The organism is Acidithiobacillus sp. (assembly GCF_023256195.1).
Taxonomy (GTDB): Bacteria; Pseudomonadota; Gammaproteobacteria; order Acidithiobacillales; family Acidithiobacillaceae; genus Acidithiobacillus_A.
This window is the reverse complement of sequence record NZ_JAGDWX010000024.1, coordinates 34,874-49,759: the sequence shown is the minus strand read 5'-3', so window position 1 is coordinate 49,759 and position 14,886 is coordinate 34,874. Positions and strand designations below refer to the sequence as shown.

General features: G+C 60.7%; 20 protein-coding genes. All 20 read right to left on the bottom strand.

Annotated elements, in window-relative coordinates:
• Positions 1–9: 9 nt before the first annotated feature.
• On the bottom strand, positions 10–195 hold the full coding sequence (locus tag Q0C23_RS06330; protein ID WP_291511529.1) for a type Z 30S ribosomal protein S14: 186 nt from the start codon (positions 193–195) through the stop codon (positions 10–12).
• Between the two features lie 15 nt (positions 196–210).
• Positions 211–753 carry a 50S ribosomal protein L5 gene (gene rplE, locus Q0C23_RS06325; RefSeq protein WP_291511528.1) on the bottom strand — a complete coding sequence of 181 codons (543 nt, stop codon included), beginning with the start codon at positions 751–753 and terminating at the stop codon, positions 211–213.
• Between the two features lie 17 nt (positions 754–770).
• Positions 771–1,094 (bottom strand): 50S ribosomal protein L24, encoded by a 324-nt coding sequence (rplX, locus tag Q0C23_RS06320; RefSeq protein WP_291511548.1) that lies wholly within the window; start codon positions 1,092–1,094, stop codon positions 771–773.
• A gap of 7 nt (positions 1,095–1,101) precedes the next feature.
• Positions 1,102–1,470: a 50S ribosomal protein L14 gene (gene rplN, locus Q0C23_RS06315; RefSeq protein ID WP_004870742.1), complete on the bottom strand. Its 369-nt coding sequence runs from the start codon at positions 1,468–1,470 to the stop codon at positions 1,102–1,104.
• Positions 1,467–1,742: a 30S ribosomal protein S17 gene (gene rpsQ / locus Q0C23_RS06310; RefSeq protein WP_291511527.1), complete on the bottom strand. Its 276-nt coding sequence runs from the start codon at positions 1,740–1,742 to the stop codon at positions 1,467–1,469. The genes rplN and rpsQ overlap by 4 nt, the downstream gene beginning before the upstream one ends.
• Positions 1,739–1,936 carry a 50S ribosomal protein L29 gene (gene rpmC / locus Q0C23_RS06305; RefSeq protein ID WP_291511526.1) on the bottom strand — a complete coding sequence of 66 codons (198 nt, stop codon included), beginning with the start codon at positions 1,934–1,936 and terminating at the stop codon, positions 1,739–1,741. The genes rpsQ and rpmC overlap by 4 nt, the downstream gene beginning before the upstream one ends.
• Positions 1,933–2,349 (bottom strand): 50S ribosomal protein L16, encoded by a 417-nt coding sequence (rplP, locus tag Q0C23_RS06300; RefSeq protein WP_004870737.1) that lies wholly within the window; start codon positions 2,347–2,349, stop codon positions 1,933–1,935. The genes rpmC and rplP overlap by 4 nt, the downstream gene beginning before the upstream one ends.
• A gap of 15 nt (positions 2,350–2,364) precedes the next feature.
• Positions 2,365–3,027, bottom strand: coding sequence for a 30S ribosomal protein S3 (rpsC, locus tag Q0C23_RS06295; RefSeq protein ID WP_291511525.1), 663 nt, complete (start codon positions 3,025–3,027; stop codon positions 2,365–2,367).
• A gap of 11 nt (positions 3,028–3,038) precedes the next feature.
• Positions 3,039–3,371: a 50S ribosomal protein L22 gene (rplV, locus tag Q0C23_RS06290; protein ID WP_291511524.1), complete on the bottom strand. Its 333-nt coding sequence runs from the start codon at positions 3,369–3,371 to the stop codon at positions 3,039–3,041.
• Between the two features lie 12 nt (positions 3,372–3,383).
• Positions 3,384–3,659 (bottom strand): 30S ribosomal protein S19, encoded by a 276-nt coding sequence (gene rpsS, locus Q0C23_RS06285; protein WP_291511523.1) that lies wholly within the window; start codon positions 3,657–3,659, stop codon positions 3,384–3,386.
• A gap of 16 nt (positions 3,660–3,675) precedes the next feature.
• Complete coding sequence (gene rplB, locus Q0C23_RS06280; protein ID WP_291511522.1) at positions 3,676–4,500, bottom strand: 50S ribosomal protein L2; 825 nt, start codon at positions 4,498–4,500, stop codon at positions 3,676–3,678.
• A 14-nt stretch (positions 4,501–4,514) separates the two neighbouring features.
• Complete coding sequence (gene rplW / locus Q0C23_RS06275; protein ID WP_291511521.1) at positions 4,515–4,808, bottom strand: 50S ribosomal protein L23; 294 nt, start codon at positions 4,806–4,808, stop codon at positions 4,515–4,517.
• The gene (gene rplD / locus Q0C23_RS06270) at positions 4,805–5,422 is read right to left on the bottom strand and encodes a 50S ribosomal protein L4 (protein WP_291511520.1); all 618 of its coding nucleotides are present in this window, start codon (positions 5,420–5,422) and stop codon (positions 4,805–4,807) included. Before rplD ends, rplW begins: the two co-directional genes overlap by 4 nt.
• Positions 5,423–5,431: 9 nt before the next feature.
• Complete coding sequence (gene rplC / locus Q0C23_RS06265; RefSeq protein ID WP_291511519.1) at positions 5,432–6,064, bottom strand: 50S ribosomal protein L3; 633 nt, start codon at positions 6,062–6,064, stop codon at positions 5,432–5,434.
• 10 nt (positions 6,065–6,074) lie between these two features.
• Positions 6,075–6,383 carry a 30S ribosomal protein S10 gene (gene rpsJ / locus Q0C23_RS06260; RefSeq protein WP_291511518.1) on the bottom strand — a complete coding sequence of 103 codons (309 nt, stop codon included), beginning with the start codon at positions 6,381–6,383 and terminating at the stop codon, positions 6,075–6,077.
• Complete coding sequence (tuf, locus tag Q0C23_RS06255; RefSeq protein WP_291511508.1) at positions 6,383–7,573, bottom strand: elongation factor Tu; 1,191 nt, start codon at positions 7,571–7,573, stop codon at positions 6,383–6,385. The genes rpsJ and tuf overlap by 1 nt, the downstream gene beginning before the upstream one ends.
• Positions 7,574–7,591: 18 nt before the next feature.
• Positions 7,592–9,691 (bottom strand): elongation factor G, encoded by a 2,100-nt coding sequence (gene fusA, locus Q0C23_RS06250; RefSeq protein WP_291511517.1) that lies wholly within the window; start codon positions 9,689–9,691, stop codon positions 7,592–7,594.
• Positions 9,692–9,723: 32 nt separating this feature from the next.
• Positions 9,724–10,194: a 30S ribosomal protein S7 gene (rpsG, locus tag Q0C23_RS06245; RefSeq protein WP_004867897.1), complete on the bottom strand. Its 471-nt coding sequence runs from the start codon at positions 10,192–10,194 to the stop codon at positions 9,724–9,726.
• Positions 10,195–10,236: 42 nt separating this feature from the next.
• Complete coding sequence (gene rpsL / locus Q0C23_RS06240) at positions 10,237–10,608, bottom strand: 30S ribosomal protein S12 (RefSeq protein WP_004867899.1); 372 nt, start codon at positions 10,606–10,608, stop codon at positions 10,237–10,239.
• 106 nt (positions 10,609–10,714) lie between these two features.
• The gene (rpoC, locus tag Q0C23_RS06235) at positions 10,715–14,863 is read right to left on the bottom strand and encodes a DNA-directed RNA polymerase subunit beta' (protein ID WP_291511516.1); all 4,149 of its coding nucleotides are present in this window, start codon (positions 14,861–14,863) and stop codon (positions 10,715–10,717) included.
• Positions 14,864–14,886 lie beyond the last annotated feature (23 nt).

The following is a 14,886-nucleotide window of genomic DNA, read 5'->3' as shown; positions in this document are numbered from 1 at the left end:
AATCAACCCTCACCAACTGCTCTTGACGACGCCAGGAATGGCCCCGCTGGATGCGTGCTTACGCAGACAAAGTCGACAAAGCCCAAACTTCCGATAGTAACCGCGCGAGCGACCGCACAACTTACAGCGGTGGTACGCGCGCACCTGAAACTTCGGTGTACGTTCGGACTTTGCGATCAGAGATTTTTTTGCCATGGCTGATTAACTCCCTCAGGACCGGAAAGGCATATTGAAAGCCTTCAAGAGCCCAAGGCCCTCGGCATCGTTCTTGGCCGTCGTCGTGAAGATGACATCCAGGCCCCGTAAACGATCGATCTTGTCGTACTCGATTTCGGGAAAGATGATCTGCTCTTTGACGCCCATACTGTAATTACCCCGTCCGTCGAAGGAGCGCGGAGAGAGCCCGCGAAAGTCGCGGATACGAGGGATCGCCACCGTGACCAGGCGATCCAGGAATTCATACATGCGCGCCCCCCGCAGGGTCACCATGCAGCCGATAGGGTAACCATCACGGATCTTGAACGCCGCCACCGATTTGCGCGCCTTGGTCACAATCGGCTTTTGACCGGCGATCTTGGTCATATCGCCCAGAGCCGCTTCCAGAACCTTTTTGTCGCCCACTGCCTCACCCACTCCCATGTTCAGAGTGATCTTCTGCAGGCGCGGGACCTCCATCACGCTCTTGAAGCCGAATTCTTGCATCAATCGCGGTACGATAGTGGTCTTGTAAACTTGGTACAAGCGCGCTTCCATGTTATCGACGGCTCCCATCAATGACTCGGCACTACTTCGCCGTTACTCTTGAAAAAACGTACCTTACGACCATCCTCCAGAAACCGTAGGCCGATTCGATCCGCCTTGCCGGTGGCCGGGTTCACCACGGCGACATTGGAGATGTGGATAGGCGCTTCCTTTTCGACGATGCCCCCAGCCTTACCCATCCGATCCGGACGCGTGTGCCGCTTGATCATATTGACCTTTTCCACCACGACGCGCGACTCATCGGGGAGAACGCGCAGGATCTTGCCGCGCTTACCCTTGTCTTTGCCCGCCAGGACGATGACTTCATCATTTTTTCGTAATTTGCTCATCAGCGATTCCTCACAGCACTTCCGGCGCCAGGGAAATGATCTTCATGAAGTTCGCACCGCGCAGTTCACGCGTCACGGGACCGAAGATACGCGTGCCGATGGGCTGCATCTGATTGTTCAGCAACACAGCGGAGTTGCTGTCGAAACGGATGACGGAGCCGTCCTCACGCCGCACACCCTTGCGCGTACGCACGATGAGGGCATTGTACACATCCCCCTTCTTGACCTTGCCGCGCGGTGCTGCGTCCTTGACGCTCACCTTGATGACGTCACCGATGTCCGCGTAGCGCCGGTGTGAGCCCCCGAGCACCTTGATACACATGACCTCTTTGGCTCCGCTGTTGTCGGCTACCGAAAGACGACTCTGCATCTGGATCATGATTGCACCCCTTCCTCGATGGCTTCGCTGATGACCTTCACCAAACGCCAGGTCTTGGTCTTGGACATGGGCCGACACTCTTCGATGCGAACGGTGTCACCGATGCGGCAGAGATTCTCCGCATCATGAGCGTGAAATTTCTTGCTACGCCGAATGTATTTTTTGTACAGCGGGTGTTGGACGCGGCGTTCCACCGTAACCACGATGGTCTTGTCCATGCGATTGCTCACGACCTTGCCGACCAAGCTGCGCGGCTTTTTTTCTTCACTCATCCCTCACTCCTCGCCTTCGCCGTCATCAAGGTCCGCACCCGCGCAATATCGCGACGTACACTGCGCAGCCGCGCCGTGTTACCCAGCTGCCCGGTACCGTGCTGCATGCGCAGCTTGAACTGCTCCTCGAGCAACTGTTCCAAGCGCTGCCGGCATTCCACAAGACTCATTTGGTGCAATTCTGACTGGTTCATCCCATCACCCGACGACTGACAAAGACGGTCTGTACCGGCAGCTTTGCTGCACCCAGAGAGAAAGCTTCCCGCGCCACTTCCTCGGATACCCCTTCCATCTCGTACAACACCTTGCCGGGCTGGATCAGCGCTACCCAGTACTCCGGATTACCCTTGCCCTTACCCATACGCACTTCTGCCGGTTTCTTGCTGATGGGCTTGTCCGGGAAGATGCGAATCCAGATACGGCCGCCGCGCTTGACGTGCCGGCTGATGGCCCGCCGAGCAGCCTCCAACTGGCGTGCCGTGATCCGACCGCGAGTCACCGCCTTGAGCCCATACTCGCCGAAGCTGACCTTGTTGCCACGGGTAGCGATACCGCGATTGCGGCCCTTGTGCTGTTTTCTGAACTTGGTGCGATTAGGTTGCAGCATGTCTGGTTGCTCCCGTCACTTCTGCTGAGAGCTACCGCCTTGGGCGGTGCTCCACTCCAGGATCTCGCCTTTGAAGATCCACACTTTCACGCCGATGATACCGTAGGTCGTCTTGGCTTCGGCAAAACCGTAGTCGATGTCTGCGCGGAGGGTGTGCAAGGGGACTCGCCCTTCCCGATACCATTCCGTGCGGGCAATTTCTGCGCCGCCCAAACGTCCCGCACAATTGATCCGCATGCCCTTGGCGCCGAAGCGCATGGCGTTGGTGACCGCCCGCTTCATGGCCCGGCGAAACATGATGCGCCGCTCCAGTTGCTGGGCCACGCTTTCGGCCACAAGCTGCGCGTCCAACTCCGGCTTGCGAATCTCTTCGACATTGATGTGAACCGGTACGCCCATCTGCCGTTGGACGTCCAGCCGCAACTTCTCGATGTCCTCACCCTTCTTGCCGATGACTACGCCCGGTCGGGCGGTGTGCAGGGTGATCCGCGCACTGCGCGCCGGACGCTCGATAATGATCTGCGAAATGGCGGCGCCACCGAGGCGCTTGCGGATGAACTCGCGCACACGGATGTCTTCGATGAGCTTGTCCTTGAAATCGCCCTTGCTGTACCAGCGAGAATTCCAATTCTTAATGATTCCCAGACGCAGTCCGATTGGATTAGTTTTCTGTCCCATGAAATCCCCGCTCAGTGTTCAGCAACGACAATGGTGATGTGGCTGGTGCGTTTGAGAATCCGCGATCCTCGGCCTTTGGCTCGCGCCGCAAAACGTTTGAGCACGGCACCACCATCGATCTGAATGCTCTCCACAACCAAGGCGTCAACGTCTGCCCCTTCGTTGTTCTCTGCGTTAGCCACCGCCGACTCGAGGCACTTACGAATGGGCAGAGCCGCCTTTTTGTTGGTGAATTGCAGGATCTCCAGAGCCTTGGCCACAGGTAGTCCGCGCACGAGGTCGGCCACCAGTCGCGCCTTCTGTGGCGACATCTGCAATCCTTTGAGTACCGCGCTGGATCTCATTCTCTCGTCCCCTTAGCGTTTGGCTTTCTTGTCTGCACTGTGACCCTTGAAAGTACGGGTCAGTGCAAACTCGCCCAACTTGTGGCCTACCATGTTCTCATTCACGACGACGGGAATGTGCTGGCGACCGTTGTGAACACTGATGGTCAGCCCGATGAAGTCCGGGGTGATGGTAGAGCGCCGCGACCAGGTCTTGATGGGGCGACGACTGTTGCTGGCCTGAGCCTCCTGAACTTTGCGATCCAGGTGCAGGTCAATGAATGGTCCTTTCTTGACGGAACGTGGCACGGCGAATCCTCTAGCCTTATTTGCTGCGACGACGAACGATCATATTGCTCGTCCGCTTGTTTTTCCGAGTCCGATACCCCTTGGTGGGCTGACCCCAGGGAGACACGGGATGACGTCCACCGGAAGTACGTCCTTCACCGCCACCGTGGGGATGATCTACGGGGTTCATGGCCACACCACGCACCGTGGGACGCACTCCGCGCCAACGCGTCGCGCCGGCCTTGCCCAGCTGGCGCGAGCCGTGCTCATCGTTGCCGACTTCACCGATGGTGGCGCGGCAGGATACATGAATCCGCCGAACTTCACCAGAGCGCAAACGCAGTTGGGCGTAGTCCCCTTCCCGAGCCATGAGCTGGACACCGGCGCCCGCCGAGCGAGCGATCTGCCCACCCTTACCCGGGCGCAATTCCACGTTGTGCACCATGGAACCGATGGGAATATTGCGCAACTGCATGCAGTTACCCGCCTTGATGGGGGTATCGTTACCAGACAGCACGGTATCCCCGGCTTTGAGCCCTTTGGGAGCGAGAATGTAGCGGCGCTCACCATCGGCATAACACAGCAGCGCAATGTGCGCGCTCCGGTTGGGATCGTATTCGAGCCGTTCTACCCGCGCCGGAATTTCCAGCTTGTCGCGCCGAAAATCCACCACGCGGTAGTGCCGCCGGTGACCGCCACCTTGATGTCGACGGGTCACCCGTCCATAGTGATTGCGCCCACCGGACTTGCTCTGCGGCTCCACCAAGGGGGCGTAGGGCGCGCCCTTGTGCAGGTCCGGATTCACTACGCGAATGACGAAGCGTCGTCCTGCAGAGGTCGGTTTGGTTTTTACGAGAGCCATGATGTCTTGAGTCCTCAGGCAATGCCAAAGTCGATACTGGCGCCGTCTGCCAGACGCACATAGGCCTTCTTCCAGGCGGGGCGACGTCCAACGTGGCGACCCATGCGCTTTTCTTTGCCAGCGTAATTGCAGGTCTGTACGGACAGCACATCCACTCGGAACATGGCTTCCACGGCCGCCTTTATTTCCAGCTTCTTGGCATCACGGGCGACACGGAAGACGTATTGGTTGGACTTCTGCTGCACCATAGTGCTTTTTTCACTGATGATCGGTGCCAACAGCACCAGATATTTCCGATCCGGATTCATCCGTACACCTCACCGAATTTTTCAGCTGCTTGGGCATCCATCAGCACCCGACCGTAGCGCAGGAGATCCGCTGGCCCGATATCTTGCCAACCGGCGATGCCGACCTGTGGAAAATTGCGCAGCGCGAGAAAGAGGTTTTCCGGCACCTCATCCATCACCAGCAGGAGATCGCTGCCACCGGCCTTGCGCAACCACTCCCGGGCAAGGCGCGAGCGGGGCTCGGCAAAATCCTCAACCACGACGATCTGCAGGCGCCCCTGCCGCAGCAGCTCCGCCAGCGCCGTGCGCATGGCTCCGGCCCACATCTTCTTGTTGACCTTCTGCGCGTAGTTCTGGGTGACACCGGGGAAAGCCCGTCCACCGCCGCGCCAGAGCGGGCTGCGAATGCTTCCGGCCCGCGCTCGACCACTGCCCTTTTGCTTCCAGGGCTTGCGTCCGCCGCCACGCACCGCGGCACGGTTCTTCTGGGCGGCTGTACCGCTGCGCAATCCTGCCAACTGCGCCACCACCACCTGATGCAGCAACGCCTCGTTGTAAGGAACGGCAAATACGGCATCCGCCAGTTCCACCGGCATCTCTTTGCCGCTGCTCACTTCTACACTGTTGACCTGCATTGCCTGCTCCTAAGCCCGTACGGCCGGCCGGACGATCACGTCAGCCTGATTGGCCCCGGGCACCGCGCCCTTGACCATGAGCAGGCGACGCTCTGTATCGATACGTACCAGCTCAAGGTTGAGGGTAGTGACACGCTCGTTGCCCAACTGTCCCGCCATCTTCTTACCCTTGAACACTCGGCCCGGCGTCTGCCGACAGCCGATGGATCCCGGTGCCCGATGGGACAGCGAGTTACCGTGGCTAGCCCGGTTGCTGCGAAAGTTGTGCCGCTTGATAGCGCCGGCAAAACCTTTTCCCTTGCTGACTCCGGTCACGTCTACGCGCTGCCCGGCATTGAACATGTCGAGACCCAGCTCTTGGCCCAGTTGGGCGTCCGCGAGGCCTGCATCACGAAATTCACGCAACAGCCGCCCCGGTTGGGCACCGGCGCGCCGGTAGTGACCGGCCAGCGCCGAGGTGACTCGCTGCGGCCGCCGCTCTCCCGTCGTCACCTGGATGGCTTCGTAACCGTCACGCTCCAGGGTCTTGATCTGGGTAATAGTGTTTGCCTCCACCTGGATCACCGTAACCGGCACCACTCGCCCGTCTTCACTCTGAATCCGGGTCATACCTATTTTGCGTCCAACCAAGCCGATGGCCATGATCATTCCCTCACAACTTGATTTCGACATCGACGCCGGCGGCCAGATCCAACTTGATCAGGGCATCCACGGTCTTGTCGTTGGGGTCCAGAATGTCCAACAGGCGCTTGTGCGTCCTCTGCTCGAACTGATCCCGTGCATTCTTGTCGACGTGCGGCGAGCGCAATACGGTGAAGCGCTCGATCTTGGTAGGCAAGGGGATAGGCCCACAGACCCGTGCGCCCGTACGGCGCGCCGTCTCGACGATTTCCGCCGCGGAAATATCCAGCATCCGGTAATCATAGGACTTGAGCCGGATACGAATCTTGGAGCTGGCCATTACTCCACCACCTTGGACACGACGCCGGCGCCGACGGTCCGACCGCCCTCACGCACCGCAAAGCGCAGCCCCTCTTCCATGGCGATGGGCGCAATCAGGGTCACCTTGAACTGAATGTTGTCCCCCGGCATCACCATCTCCACACCCTCCGGCAACTCCACCGCCCCCGTCACGTCCGTCGTCCGAAAATAGAACTGCGGCCGGTATCCGTTGAAAAAGGGCGTGTGCCGACCCCCCTCTTCCTTGGACAACACGTACACTTCCGCCTCAAAACGCGTGTGCGGCTTGATACTGCCAGGCTTGGCCAGCACCTGACCACGCTCCACCTCGTCCTTCTTCGTGCCGCGCAGCAGCACCCCGACGTTGTCCCCCGCCTGACCCTGATCCAGAATCTTGCGGAACATCTCCACTCCCGTCACCGTGGTCTTGCTCGTCGGCCGCAATCCCACGATCTCGATCTCATCGCCCACCTTGACAATACCGCGCTCGATACGCCCGGTCACCACCGTACCACGCCCGGAAATACTGAAGACGTCTTCGATGGGCATCAGGAAGGTCTTGTCGATGGGCCGCTCGGGCATCGGAATGTAACTGTCCATGGCCGCCGCCAACTTGATGATGGCCGGCTCACCAATGTCGCTCTGATCCCCTTCCAGAGCCTTCAGCGCCGATCCGATCACCACCGGAATGTCGTCCCCCGGGAAATCGTACTTGGACAACAGCTCCCGTACCTCCATCTCGACAAGCTCCAGGAGCTCCGCATCGTCCACCATGTCCGCCTTGTTCATGAACACCACGATGTAGGGCACCCCCACCTGACGCGCCAACAGAATGTGCTCCCGCGTCTGCGGCATCGGACCATCCGCCGCCGATACCACCAGAATCGCACCGTCCATCTGCGCCGCACCCGTGATCATGTTCTTCACATAGTCCGCATGCCCCGGACAGTCCACGTGCGCGTAGTGCCGGTTCTCCGTCTCGTACTCCACGTGCGACGTCGCAATCGTAATACCACGCGCCCGCTCTTCCGGCGCATTGTCGATCTGGTCGTAGGCCCGCGCCTCCCCACCAAACTTCGCCGACAACACCTTCGTCAGCGCCGCCGTCAAGGTGGTCTTCCCATGGTCCACATGACCAATCGTCCCCACGTTCACATGCGGCTTCGTCCGCTCAAACTTTCCTTTGGACATTCTCCACTCTCCTAACGACTAGCGCTGACTTTTCTTGATGATGGCTTCGGCCACGTGGCCCGGAACTTCCAGATACTTCTCAAACTGCATGGTGTAGGTGGCGCGTCCCTGGGAGAGCGAACGCAAGGTGGTGGCGTACCCGAACATCTCCGCCAACGGCACTTCCGCCTTGATCACCTTGGCGCCCGCCTCGTCTTCCATGGCCTGCATCACCCCGCGACGGCTATTGATGTCGCCGATGATGTCGCCCATGTACTCCTCGGGCGTGACCACCTCGACCGCGAAGATGGGCTCGAGCAGCACCGGGTTGGCCTTGGCCGCACCCGCCTTGAAAGCCATGGAGCCGGCGATCTTGAAGGCCGCTTCCGAGGAGTCCACCTCGTGGTAGGAGCCGTCAAAGATGGTCGCCTTCACATCAACCACCGGGAAGCCGGCGATTATACCATTTTCCAGGGCCTCTTCAACGCCTTTCTGGGTCGGACCAATGTACTCCTTGGGTACGACACCGCCGACGATGCCGTTCTCGAAGACGAATCCGCTGCCGGGCTCCAAGGGTTCCAGGCGCAACCACACGTGACCGTACTGGCCGCGGCCGCCAGACTGACGGACGAACTTGCCTTCCGACTCCACGGTTTTGCGGATGGTTTCCCGGTAGGCTACCTGTGGCGCACCCACGGTGGCCTCGACATTGAACTCCCGCTTCATGCGATCGACGATGATTTCCAGGTGCAACTCGCCCATCCCGGAAATGATGGTCTGGCCCGACTCTTGATCGGTGCGCACCCGAAAGGAAGGATCCTCCTGGGCGAGCTTGCCCAGGGCGATGCCCATTTTTTCTTGGTCGGCCTTGGTCTTAGGCTCCACGGCGACGTGGATCACCGGCTCCGGGAACTCCATCTGCTCGAGCAGGATGGGTTTGTTCATGTCGCAGAGGGTGTCACCGGTGTAGGCGGTCTTCAGACCGACGGCCGCGGCGATGTCACCGGCGTAAACCTCCTTGATCTCGCGCCGCTCGTTGGCGTGCATCTGCAGGACGCGACCGATGCGCTCGCGCTGACCACGGCCCGGATTCAGGACCGTGGATCCGGCCTGCAGCACACCGGAATAGACCCGAAAGAAGGTGAGCTGACCGACGAAGGGATCGGTCATGATCTTGAAGGCCAGGGCCGAAAAGGGTTCGTTGTCGTCCGCGGAACGCTGCACCTCTCCACCCTGGTTGGGGTCGGTACCGACTACCGGAGGGATGTCGACCGGCGAGGGCAAATAGTCAAGGACCGCATCCAGGGCTGCCTGCACGCCCCGATTCTTGAAAGCGCTACCACAGAGTACCGGGACCAGCTCGCTGGCAATGGTGGCACGCCGCAGCGCGGCCTTGAGCTCATCCAGGGAGATTTCTTCACCCTCGAGATACTTCATCATGAGGGTCTCGTCGGTGTCGCAGATAGCCTCGACCATGGCGTGGTGGGCAGCCTCCGCCGCCTCTTTGAGCTCGGCCGGGATCTCTTCCTCGTTGAATCGCATCCCCTGAGTGGCGTCGTCCCAGATGATGGCCTTCATCTTGAAGAGATCAATGACGCCGTGAAAGCTGTCCTCAGCACCGATGGGTAGCTGGATCGGCAGAGCATTGCCACGAAGACGCGTGCGGATCTGTTCCACCACACGCTGGAAGTTGGCACCCTGACGATCCATCTTGTTGACGAAGGCAATACGGGGTACGCCGTACTTGTTCGCCTGCCGCCACACCGTCTCCGACTGCGGTTGCACGCCGCCGACGGCGCAGAATACCGCCATCGCACCGTCCAGCACGCGCAGAGAACGCTCCACCTCGATGGTGAAGTCCACGTGTCCGGGCGTGTCGATGATATTGATGCGGTGCTCGGGGCGAGAGCCGTCCATCCCTTTCCAGAAGCAGGTGGTTGCCGCGGAAGTGATGGTGATGCCGCGCTCCTGCTCCTGGGCCATCCAGTCCATGGTCGCGGTGCCCTCGTGCACCTCACCCAGCTTGTGCGAGACCCCGGTGTAGAAGAGGATACGCTCGGTGGTAGTCGTCTTGCCGGCATCGATGTGAGCCATGATGCCGATGTTGCGATAGCGGTCGATGGGGGTTGTGCGCGCCACGGTTCGGTCCTTGTCGTTGAAAACGGTGGGAGTTACCAGCGGAAGTGGGCGAAGGCCTTGTTCGCTTCGGCCATTCGGTGCGTCTCTTCGCGCTTGCGCACGGCGTTGCCACGATTTTCGGCCGCCTCGAGAATCTCTGCCGCCAAACGATTGCCCATGGATTTTTCATTGCGCTTGCGCGCCGAATCGCGCAGCCAACGCATCGCAAGAGCCATGCGGCGATCGGAGCGCACCTCCACCGGTACCTGGTAGGTGGCGCCACCGACACGACGGCTCTTGACCTCCACAACCGGACGGACGTTGTCTATGGCCTTGCGAAAGACCTCCATGGGATCCGTCTTGGCTTTCTCACCAACGATTTCAAGAGCGCCGTAGACGATCTTCTCTGCGGTACTCTTCTTGCCATCGCGCATCATCACGTTGGCGAACTTGGCGATCAGCTCTTCCTTGTACTTTGGATCCGGCAGGACCGTACGCTTGGGCACTTCACGACGTCTTGGCATGACTCTCGAAACTCCTCGATGCGGATAGGCTACGACCGGCCTTTACTTGGGCCTCTTGGCACCGTACTTGGAACGGGCCTGTTTACGATTCTTGACGCCCGCGGTATCCAGGGTGCCGCGGACGATGTGGTAGCGCACGCCGGGGAGGTCCTTGACACGGCCGCCACGAATAAGGACCACAGAGTGCTCCTGCAGATTGTGTCCCTCACCCGGAATGTAGCTGCTGACTTCGAAGCCGTTGGTGAGACGCACACGCGCCACCTTACGCAGAGCCGAGTTGGGCTTTTTCGGGGTGGTGGTGTAGACACGGGTACAGACGCCGCGCTTCTGGGGATTTGCTTCCAGGGCGGGCACCTTGCTCTTGGCCGTCGGCGCCTTGCGCGGTTTGCGCACCAATTGATTCAGTGTGGGCATCTACCATCTCCAAAGTCAGAAAGCGGCCGGAATGCGCCGCTAGCGAGAGCGCGCATTTTAGTGATGCGCGCCCAGGGTGTCAAGAAAAGTCTTGGCGAAAAACGAGTTACTGCAGCTCGGCTACCGTGCTTTCGCTGGGCTCACTCTCCCCGTCCAGCACCGCCGGAATTCCGCGGTTGCGCCGGCGTCTATGCTCGTGGTACGCGAGCCCGGTACCCGCCGGAATGAGGCGACCGACGATGACGTTCTCCTTGAGCCCACGCAGATCGTCCACCTTGCCGGCCACCGCCGCCTCCGTGAGCACACGCGTGGTTTCCTGGAAGCTCGCCGCGGAAATGAAGGACTCCGTCGAGAGGCTGGCCTTCGTGATACCCAGCAGCATGGGGGTGAAGCGCGCCGGCTCCTTGCCGGCGGCCTCCAGCGCCGCGTTCTCTTCTTCGACACGGGCGCGATCCACCTGATCACCCGGGATGAAGCTGCTGTCCCCCGCGTAGTTGATCTCCACTTTACGTAGCATCTGCCGCAGGATCACCTCGATGTGCTTGTCGTTGATACGCACACCCTGCAGGCGATAGACGTCCTGCACCTCATCGACGATATAGTTGGCGAGCGCCTGTACTCCCAACACCCGGAGGATATCGTGGGGAACGGGTTGGCCTTCCACCAGAGGCTCGCCGGGACTGACACGCTCGCCGTCGTGGACGGTGACGTGGCGCCCCTTGGGAATGAGGTACTCGTGCTGCTCATTGTGCTCGTCGGTGATGATGAGCCGCTGCTTGCCCTTGGTATCCTTGCCGAAACTGACGATGCCGTCGTGTTCGGCAACGATGGCGAAATCCTTGGGGCGGCGCGCTTCGAAGAGCTCCGCAACCCGCGGCAGACCACCGGTGATGTCGCGGGTCTTGCTGGTGCCGACGGGCAAACGGGCGAGAATGTCGCCGGGCTGGACCGTCGAGCCCTCCTGCACCGCCAATACCGCCCTTGCGGGCAGATAGTAGCGCGCCGGCAGATCCGTGCCGGGAAGCTTCAAGTCCTGACCCTGCTCGTCCTGCAGGGTGATCATGGGCCGCAGGTCGCGGCCCGCCGCCGGCCTCTGCTTCGCGTCCAGCACCATCCAGGTGGAGAGCCCCGTGATATCGTCGCTTTGCACCTGGACGCTGACGCCCTCGACCACATCCTTGAGCACCGCGCGGCCGCCGATTTCGCTGACGATGGGCCGTGTGTGCGGATCCCACTCCGCAATCCGCTTGCCCGCCGTGACCGTGGCACCATCGTCCACCAGAATGGTGGCACCATAGGGCACCTTATAGCGTTCCTTCTCGCGACCCTGCTCGTCGGTGACGGTGATCTCGCCGTTGCGAGCCACGACCACGTGACGACCGCTGGGGTGGGTCACCAGTCGTAGATTGGGCTGGTAACGGATGGCGCCACCTTGCTTGATGTCGATGCTGCTCTGGGACACGGCGCGGCTGGCGGCACCGCCGATGTGGAAGGTACGCATGGTCAGCTGTGTGCCCGGTTCACCGATGGACTGGGCGGCAATGACGCCGACGGCCTCACCGATGTTCACCAGGTGGCCGCGGGCCAGGTCGCGGCCGTAGCACAGCGCGCAGACGCCGTGACGCGACTTGCAGGTGAGCGGCGAGCGCACCTTGAGGGAGTCGATGCCCAGTTCGTCCAGGGTCGACAGCAGCTTCTCCGTCAGCAGAGTGTTGCGTGCAATCACCACCTCACCGCTGTTGGGGTGCTGAATGTCCTCCGCCGTGACCCGTCCGAGGACACGATCCCGCAAGGCCTCGATGACCTCACCGCCCTCCACCAGGGGCATCATGGGCAGGCCTTCTTCGGTGCCACAGTCGTGCTCGACGACCACCAGGTCCTGCGTGACGTCCACCAGACGGCGGGTGAGGTAGCCGGAGTTGGCCGTCTTCAGTGCGGTATCCGCCAGGCCCTTACGGGCACCGTGGGTGGATATGAAATACTGGAGGACGTTCAGACCTTCGCGGAAGTTGGCGGTGATGGGCGTTTCGATGATGGAGCCGTCGGGCTTGGCCATGAGACCGCGCATACCCGCCAACTGGCGAATCTGTGCCGCCGAACCACGGGCTCCCGAGTCGGCCATCATGAAGATGGAGTTGAAGGAGTCCTGCTGGACCTCTTTGCCATCGGCAAGCACCACTTTTTCCTTGCTCACCAGATCCATCATCGCCTTGGCGACCTCATCGGTCGCCCGCGACCAGATGTCCACTACCTTGTTGTAGCGCTCGCCCTCGGTGACGAGACCGGAGGTGTACTGCTCCTGAATGGTTTTGACCTCTTCCTCGGCCCGCGCCAGGATCGTCTCCTTCTCCGGCGGCGTCACCATATCGCCGGCGCCGAAGGAGATACCGCCACGGGTAGCCATGCGATAGCCCGTATACATGAGCTGATCGGCAAAGATCACCGTATCCTTCACGCCCAGGGTGCGGTAGCAGGTATTGATGAGTTCGGCGATGACCTTCTTTTTCAGGACCCGGTTGATGACCTTGAAGGGCAGACCTTCGGGCAGGATATCGCCCAGCAGCGCACGGCCCACCGTCGTCTCTACCCGCTCACCGCGGAAACGTACCGTGATTCGGGCGTGCAGTCCCACCTGACCGGTGTCGTAGGCGCGGCGCACCTCCGCGGTATCGGCGAAGACACTGCCGGTACCAGGCGCCCCCGCGCGCTCCTGGCTGACGTAGTAGAGACCCAGCACGATGTCCTGGGAGGGCACGATGATGGGCTCGCCATTGGCAGGGCTCAGGATGTTGTTGGTGGACATCATGAGCGTGCGCGCCTCCAGCTGGGCCTCCAGCGACAAGGGCACATGCACGGCCATCTGGTCGCCGTCGAAGTCGGCATTGTAGGCGGCACAAACCAGGGGATGCAGCTGGATGGCCTTACCCTCGATGAGTACCGGCTCAAAGGCCTGGATACCCAGACGGTGCAGGGTCGGCGCTCGGTTCAGCATGACCGGATGCTCGCGGATGACCTCTTCGAGGATATCCCAGACTTCGGGCTTCTCCTGCTCCACCAGACGCTTGGCGGCCTTGATGGTAGTGGCCAGGCCACGCTCCTCCAGCTTGTTGAAGATGAAGGGCTTGAAGAGTTCCAGGGCCATCTTCTTGGGCAGTCCGCACTGGTGCAGCCGCAGTTCCGGGCCGACGACGATCACCGAACGTCCGGAGTAATCCACCCGCTTACCCAGGAGATTCTGGCGGAAACGTCCCTGCTTGCCCTTGATCATATCCGCGAGGGACTTCAGGGGCCGCTTGTTGGGACCGGCGATGGCGCGACCGCGACGACCGTTGTCCAGGAGGGCATCCACGGCCTCTTGGAGCATGCGCTTTTCGTTGCGCACGATGATGTCCGGAGCCTTGAGCTCCAATAGGCGCTTCAGGCGATTGTTCCGGTTGATGACTCGACGATAGAGGTCATTCAGATCGGAGGTAGCGAAACGACCACCATCCAGGGGCACCAAGGGCCGCAGATCCGGCGGCAGCACCGGTAGGACTTCCATGATCATCCACTCGGGACGATTGCCGGAAGTGTCGAAGGCCTCGAGGATCTTCAGACGCTTAGCCAGTTTCTTGGTCTTGGTGTCGGAATTGCTCTCGCGCAGTTCGTTGCGGGTCTTCTCGATCTCTTCCTTGAGGGGAATGGCCCGCAGCAGATCGCGGATACCCTCGGCGCCCATCTTGGCGACAAATTCGTCACCATACTCCTCCAGGGCGTCCAGGTACTGATCCTCGCTGAGGATCGTCCCGCGATCCATGGGCGTCAAACCCGGATCCACGACGACGTAGGCCTCGAAATAGAGCACCCGCTCGATATCGCGAAGCGCCATATCCAGGATCATGCCCATGCGGCTCGGCAGGGACTTCAGGAACCAGATGTGGGCGACGGGACTTGCCAGTTCGATGTGCCCCATGCGCTCGCGCCGGACCCGGGCCTGGGTCACTTCGACGCCGCATTTCTCACAGACGACACCGCGGTGTTTCAGACGCTTGTACTTGCCGCAGAGACACTCGTAGTCCTTGATGGGACCAAAGATCTTGGCGCAGAACAGCCCTTCCCGCTCGGGCTTAAAGGTCCGGTAGTTGATGGTCTCGGGCTTTTTCACCTCACCGTAGGACCAGGACCGGATCTTGTCCGGCGAGGCAATGCCGATACGGATGGCGTCGAACTCTTCCTGCCGATCGTTCTGCTTGAACAGCTTCAATAAATCTTTCAAGGCACCCTTCCTTGTCCGCCTGT

What these genes read in the sequence shown, in the direction of transcription:
- Q0C23_RS06330 (WP_291511529.1), bottom strand. Translation starts at nt 195, where the DNA reads ATGGCAAAAAAATCTCTGATCGCAAAGTCCGAACGTACACCGAAGTTT.
- rplE (WP_291511528.1), bottom strand. Translation starts at nt 753, where the DNA reads ATGGAAGCGCGCTTGTACCAAGTTTACAAGACCACTATCGTACCGCGA.
- rplN (WP_004870742.1), bottom strand. Translation starts at nt 1,470, where the DNA reads ATGATCCAGATGCAGAGTCGTCTTTCGGTAGCCGACAACAGCGGAGCC.
- rpsQ (WP_291511527.1), bottom strand. Translation starts at nt 1,742, where the DNA reads ATGAGTGAAGAAAAAAAGCCGCGCAGCTTGGTCGGCAAGGTCGTGAGC.
- rpmC (WP_291511526.1), bottom strand. Translation starts at nt 1,936, where the DNA reads ATGAACCAGTCAGAATTGCACCAAATGAGTCTTGTGGAATGCCGGCAG.
- rplP (WP_004870737.1), bottom strand. Translation starts at nt 2,349, where the DNA reads ATGCTGCAACCTAATCGCACCAAGTTCAGAAAACAGCACAAGGGCCGC.
- rpsC (WP_291511525.1), bottom strand. Translation starts at nt 3,027, where the DNA reads ATGGGACAGAAAACTAATCCAATCGGACTGCGTCTGGGAATCATTAAG.
- rplV (WP_291511524.1), bottom strand. Translation starts at nt 3,371, where the DNA reads ATGAGATCCAGCGCGGTACTCAAAGGATTGCAGATGTCGCCACAGAAG.
- rplB (WP_291511522.1), bottom strand. Translation starts at nt 4,500, where the DNA reads ATGGCTCTCGTAAAAACCAAACCGACCTCTGCAGGACGACGCTTCGTC.
- rplW (WP_291511521.1), bottom strand. Translation starts at nt 4,808, where the DNA reads ATGAATCCGGATCGGAAATATCTGGTGCTGTTGGCACCGATCATCAGT.
- rplD (WP_291511520.1), bottom strand. Translation starts at nt 5,422, where the DNA reads ATGCAGGTCAACAGTGTAGAAGTGAGCAGCGGCAAAGAGATGCCGGTG.
- rplC (WP_291511519.1), bottom strand. Translation starts at nt 6,064, where the DNA reads ATGGCCATCGGCTTGGTTGGACGCAAAATAGGTATGACCCGGATTCAG.
- rpsJ (WP_291511518.1), bottom strand. Translation starts at nt 6,383, where the DNA reads ATGGCCAGCTCCAAGATTCGTATCCGGCTCAAGTCCTATGATTACCGG.
- tuf (WP_291511508.1), bottom strand. Translation starts at nt 7,573, where the DNA reads ATGTCCAAAGGAAAGTTTGAGCGGACGAAGCCGCATGTGAACGTGGGG.
- rpsG (WP_004867897.1), bottom strand. Translation starts at nt 10,194, where the DNA reads ATGCCAAGACGTCGTGAAGTGCCCAAGCGTACGGTCCTGCCGGATCCA.
- rpsL (WP_004867899.1), bottom strand. Translation starts at nt 10,608, where the DNA reads ATGCCCACACTGAATCAATTGGTGCGCAAACCGCGCAAGGCGCCGACG.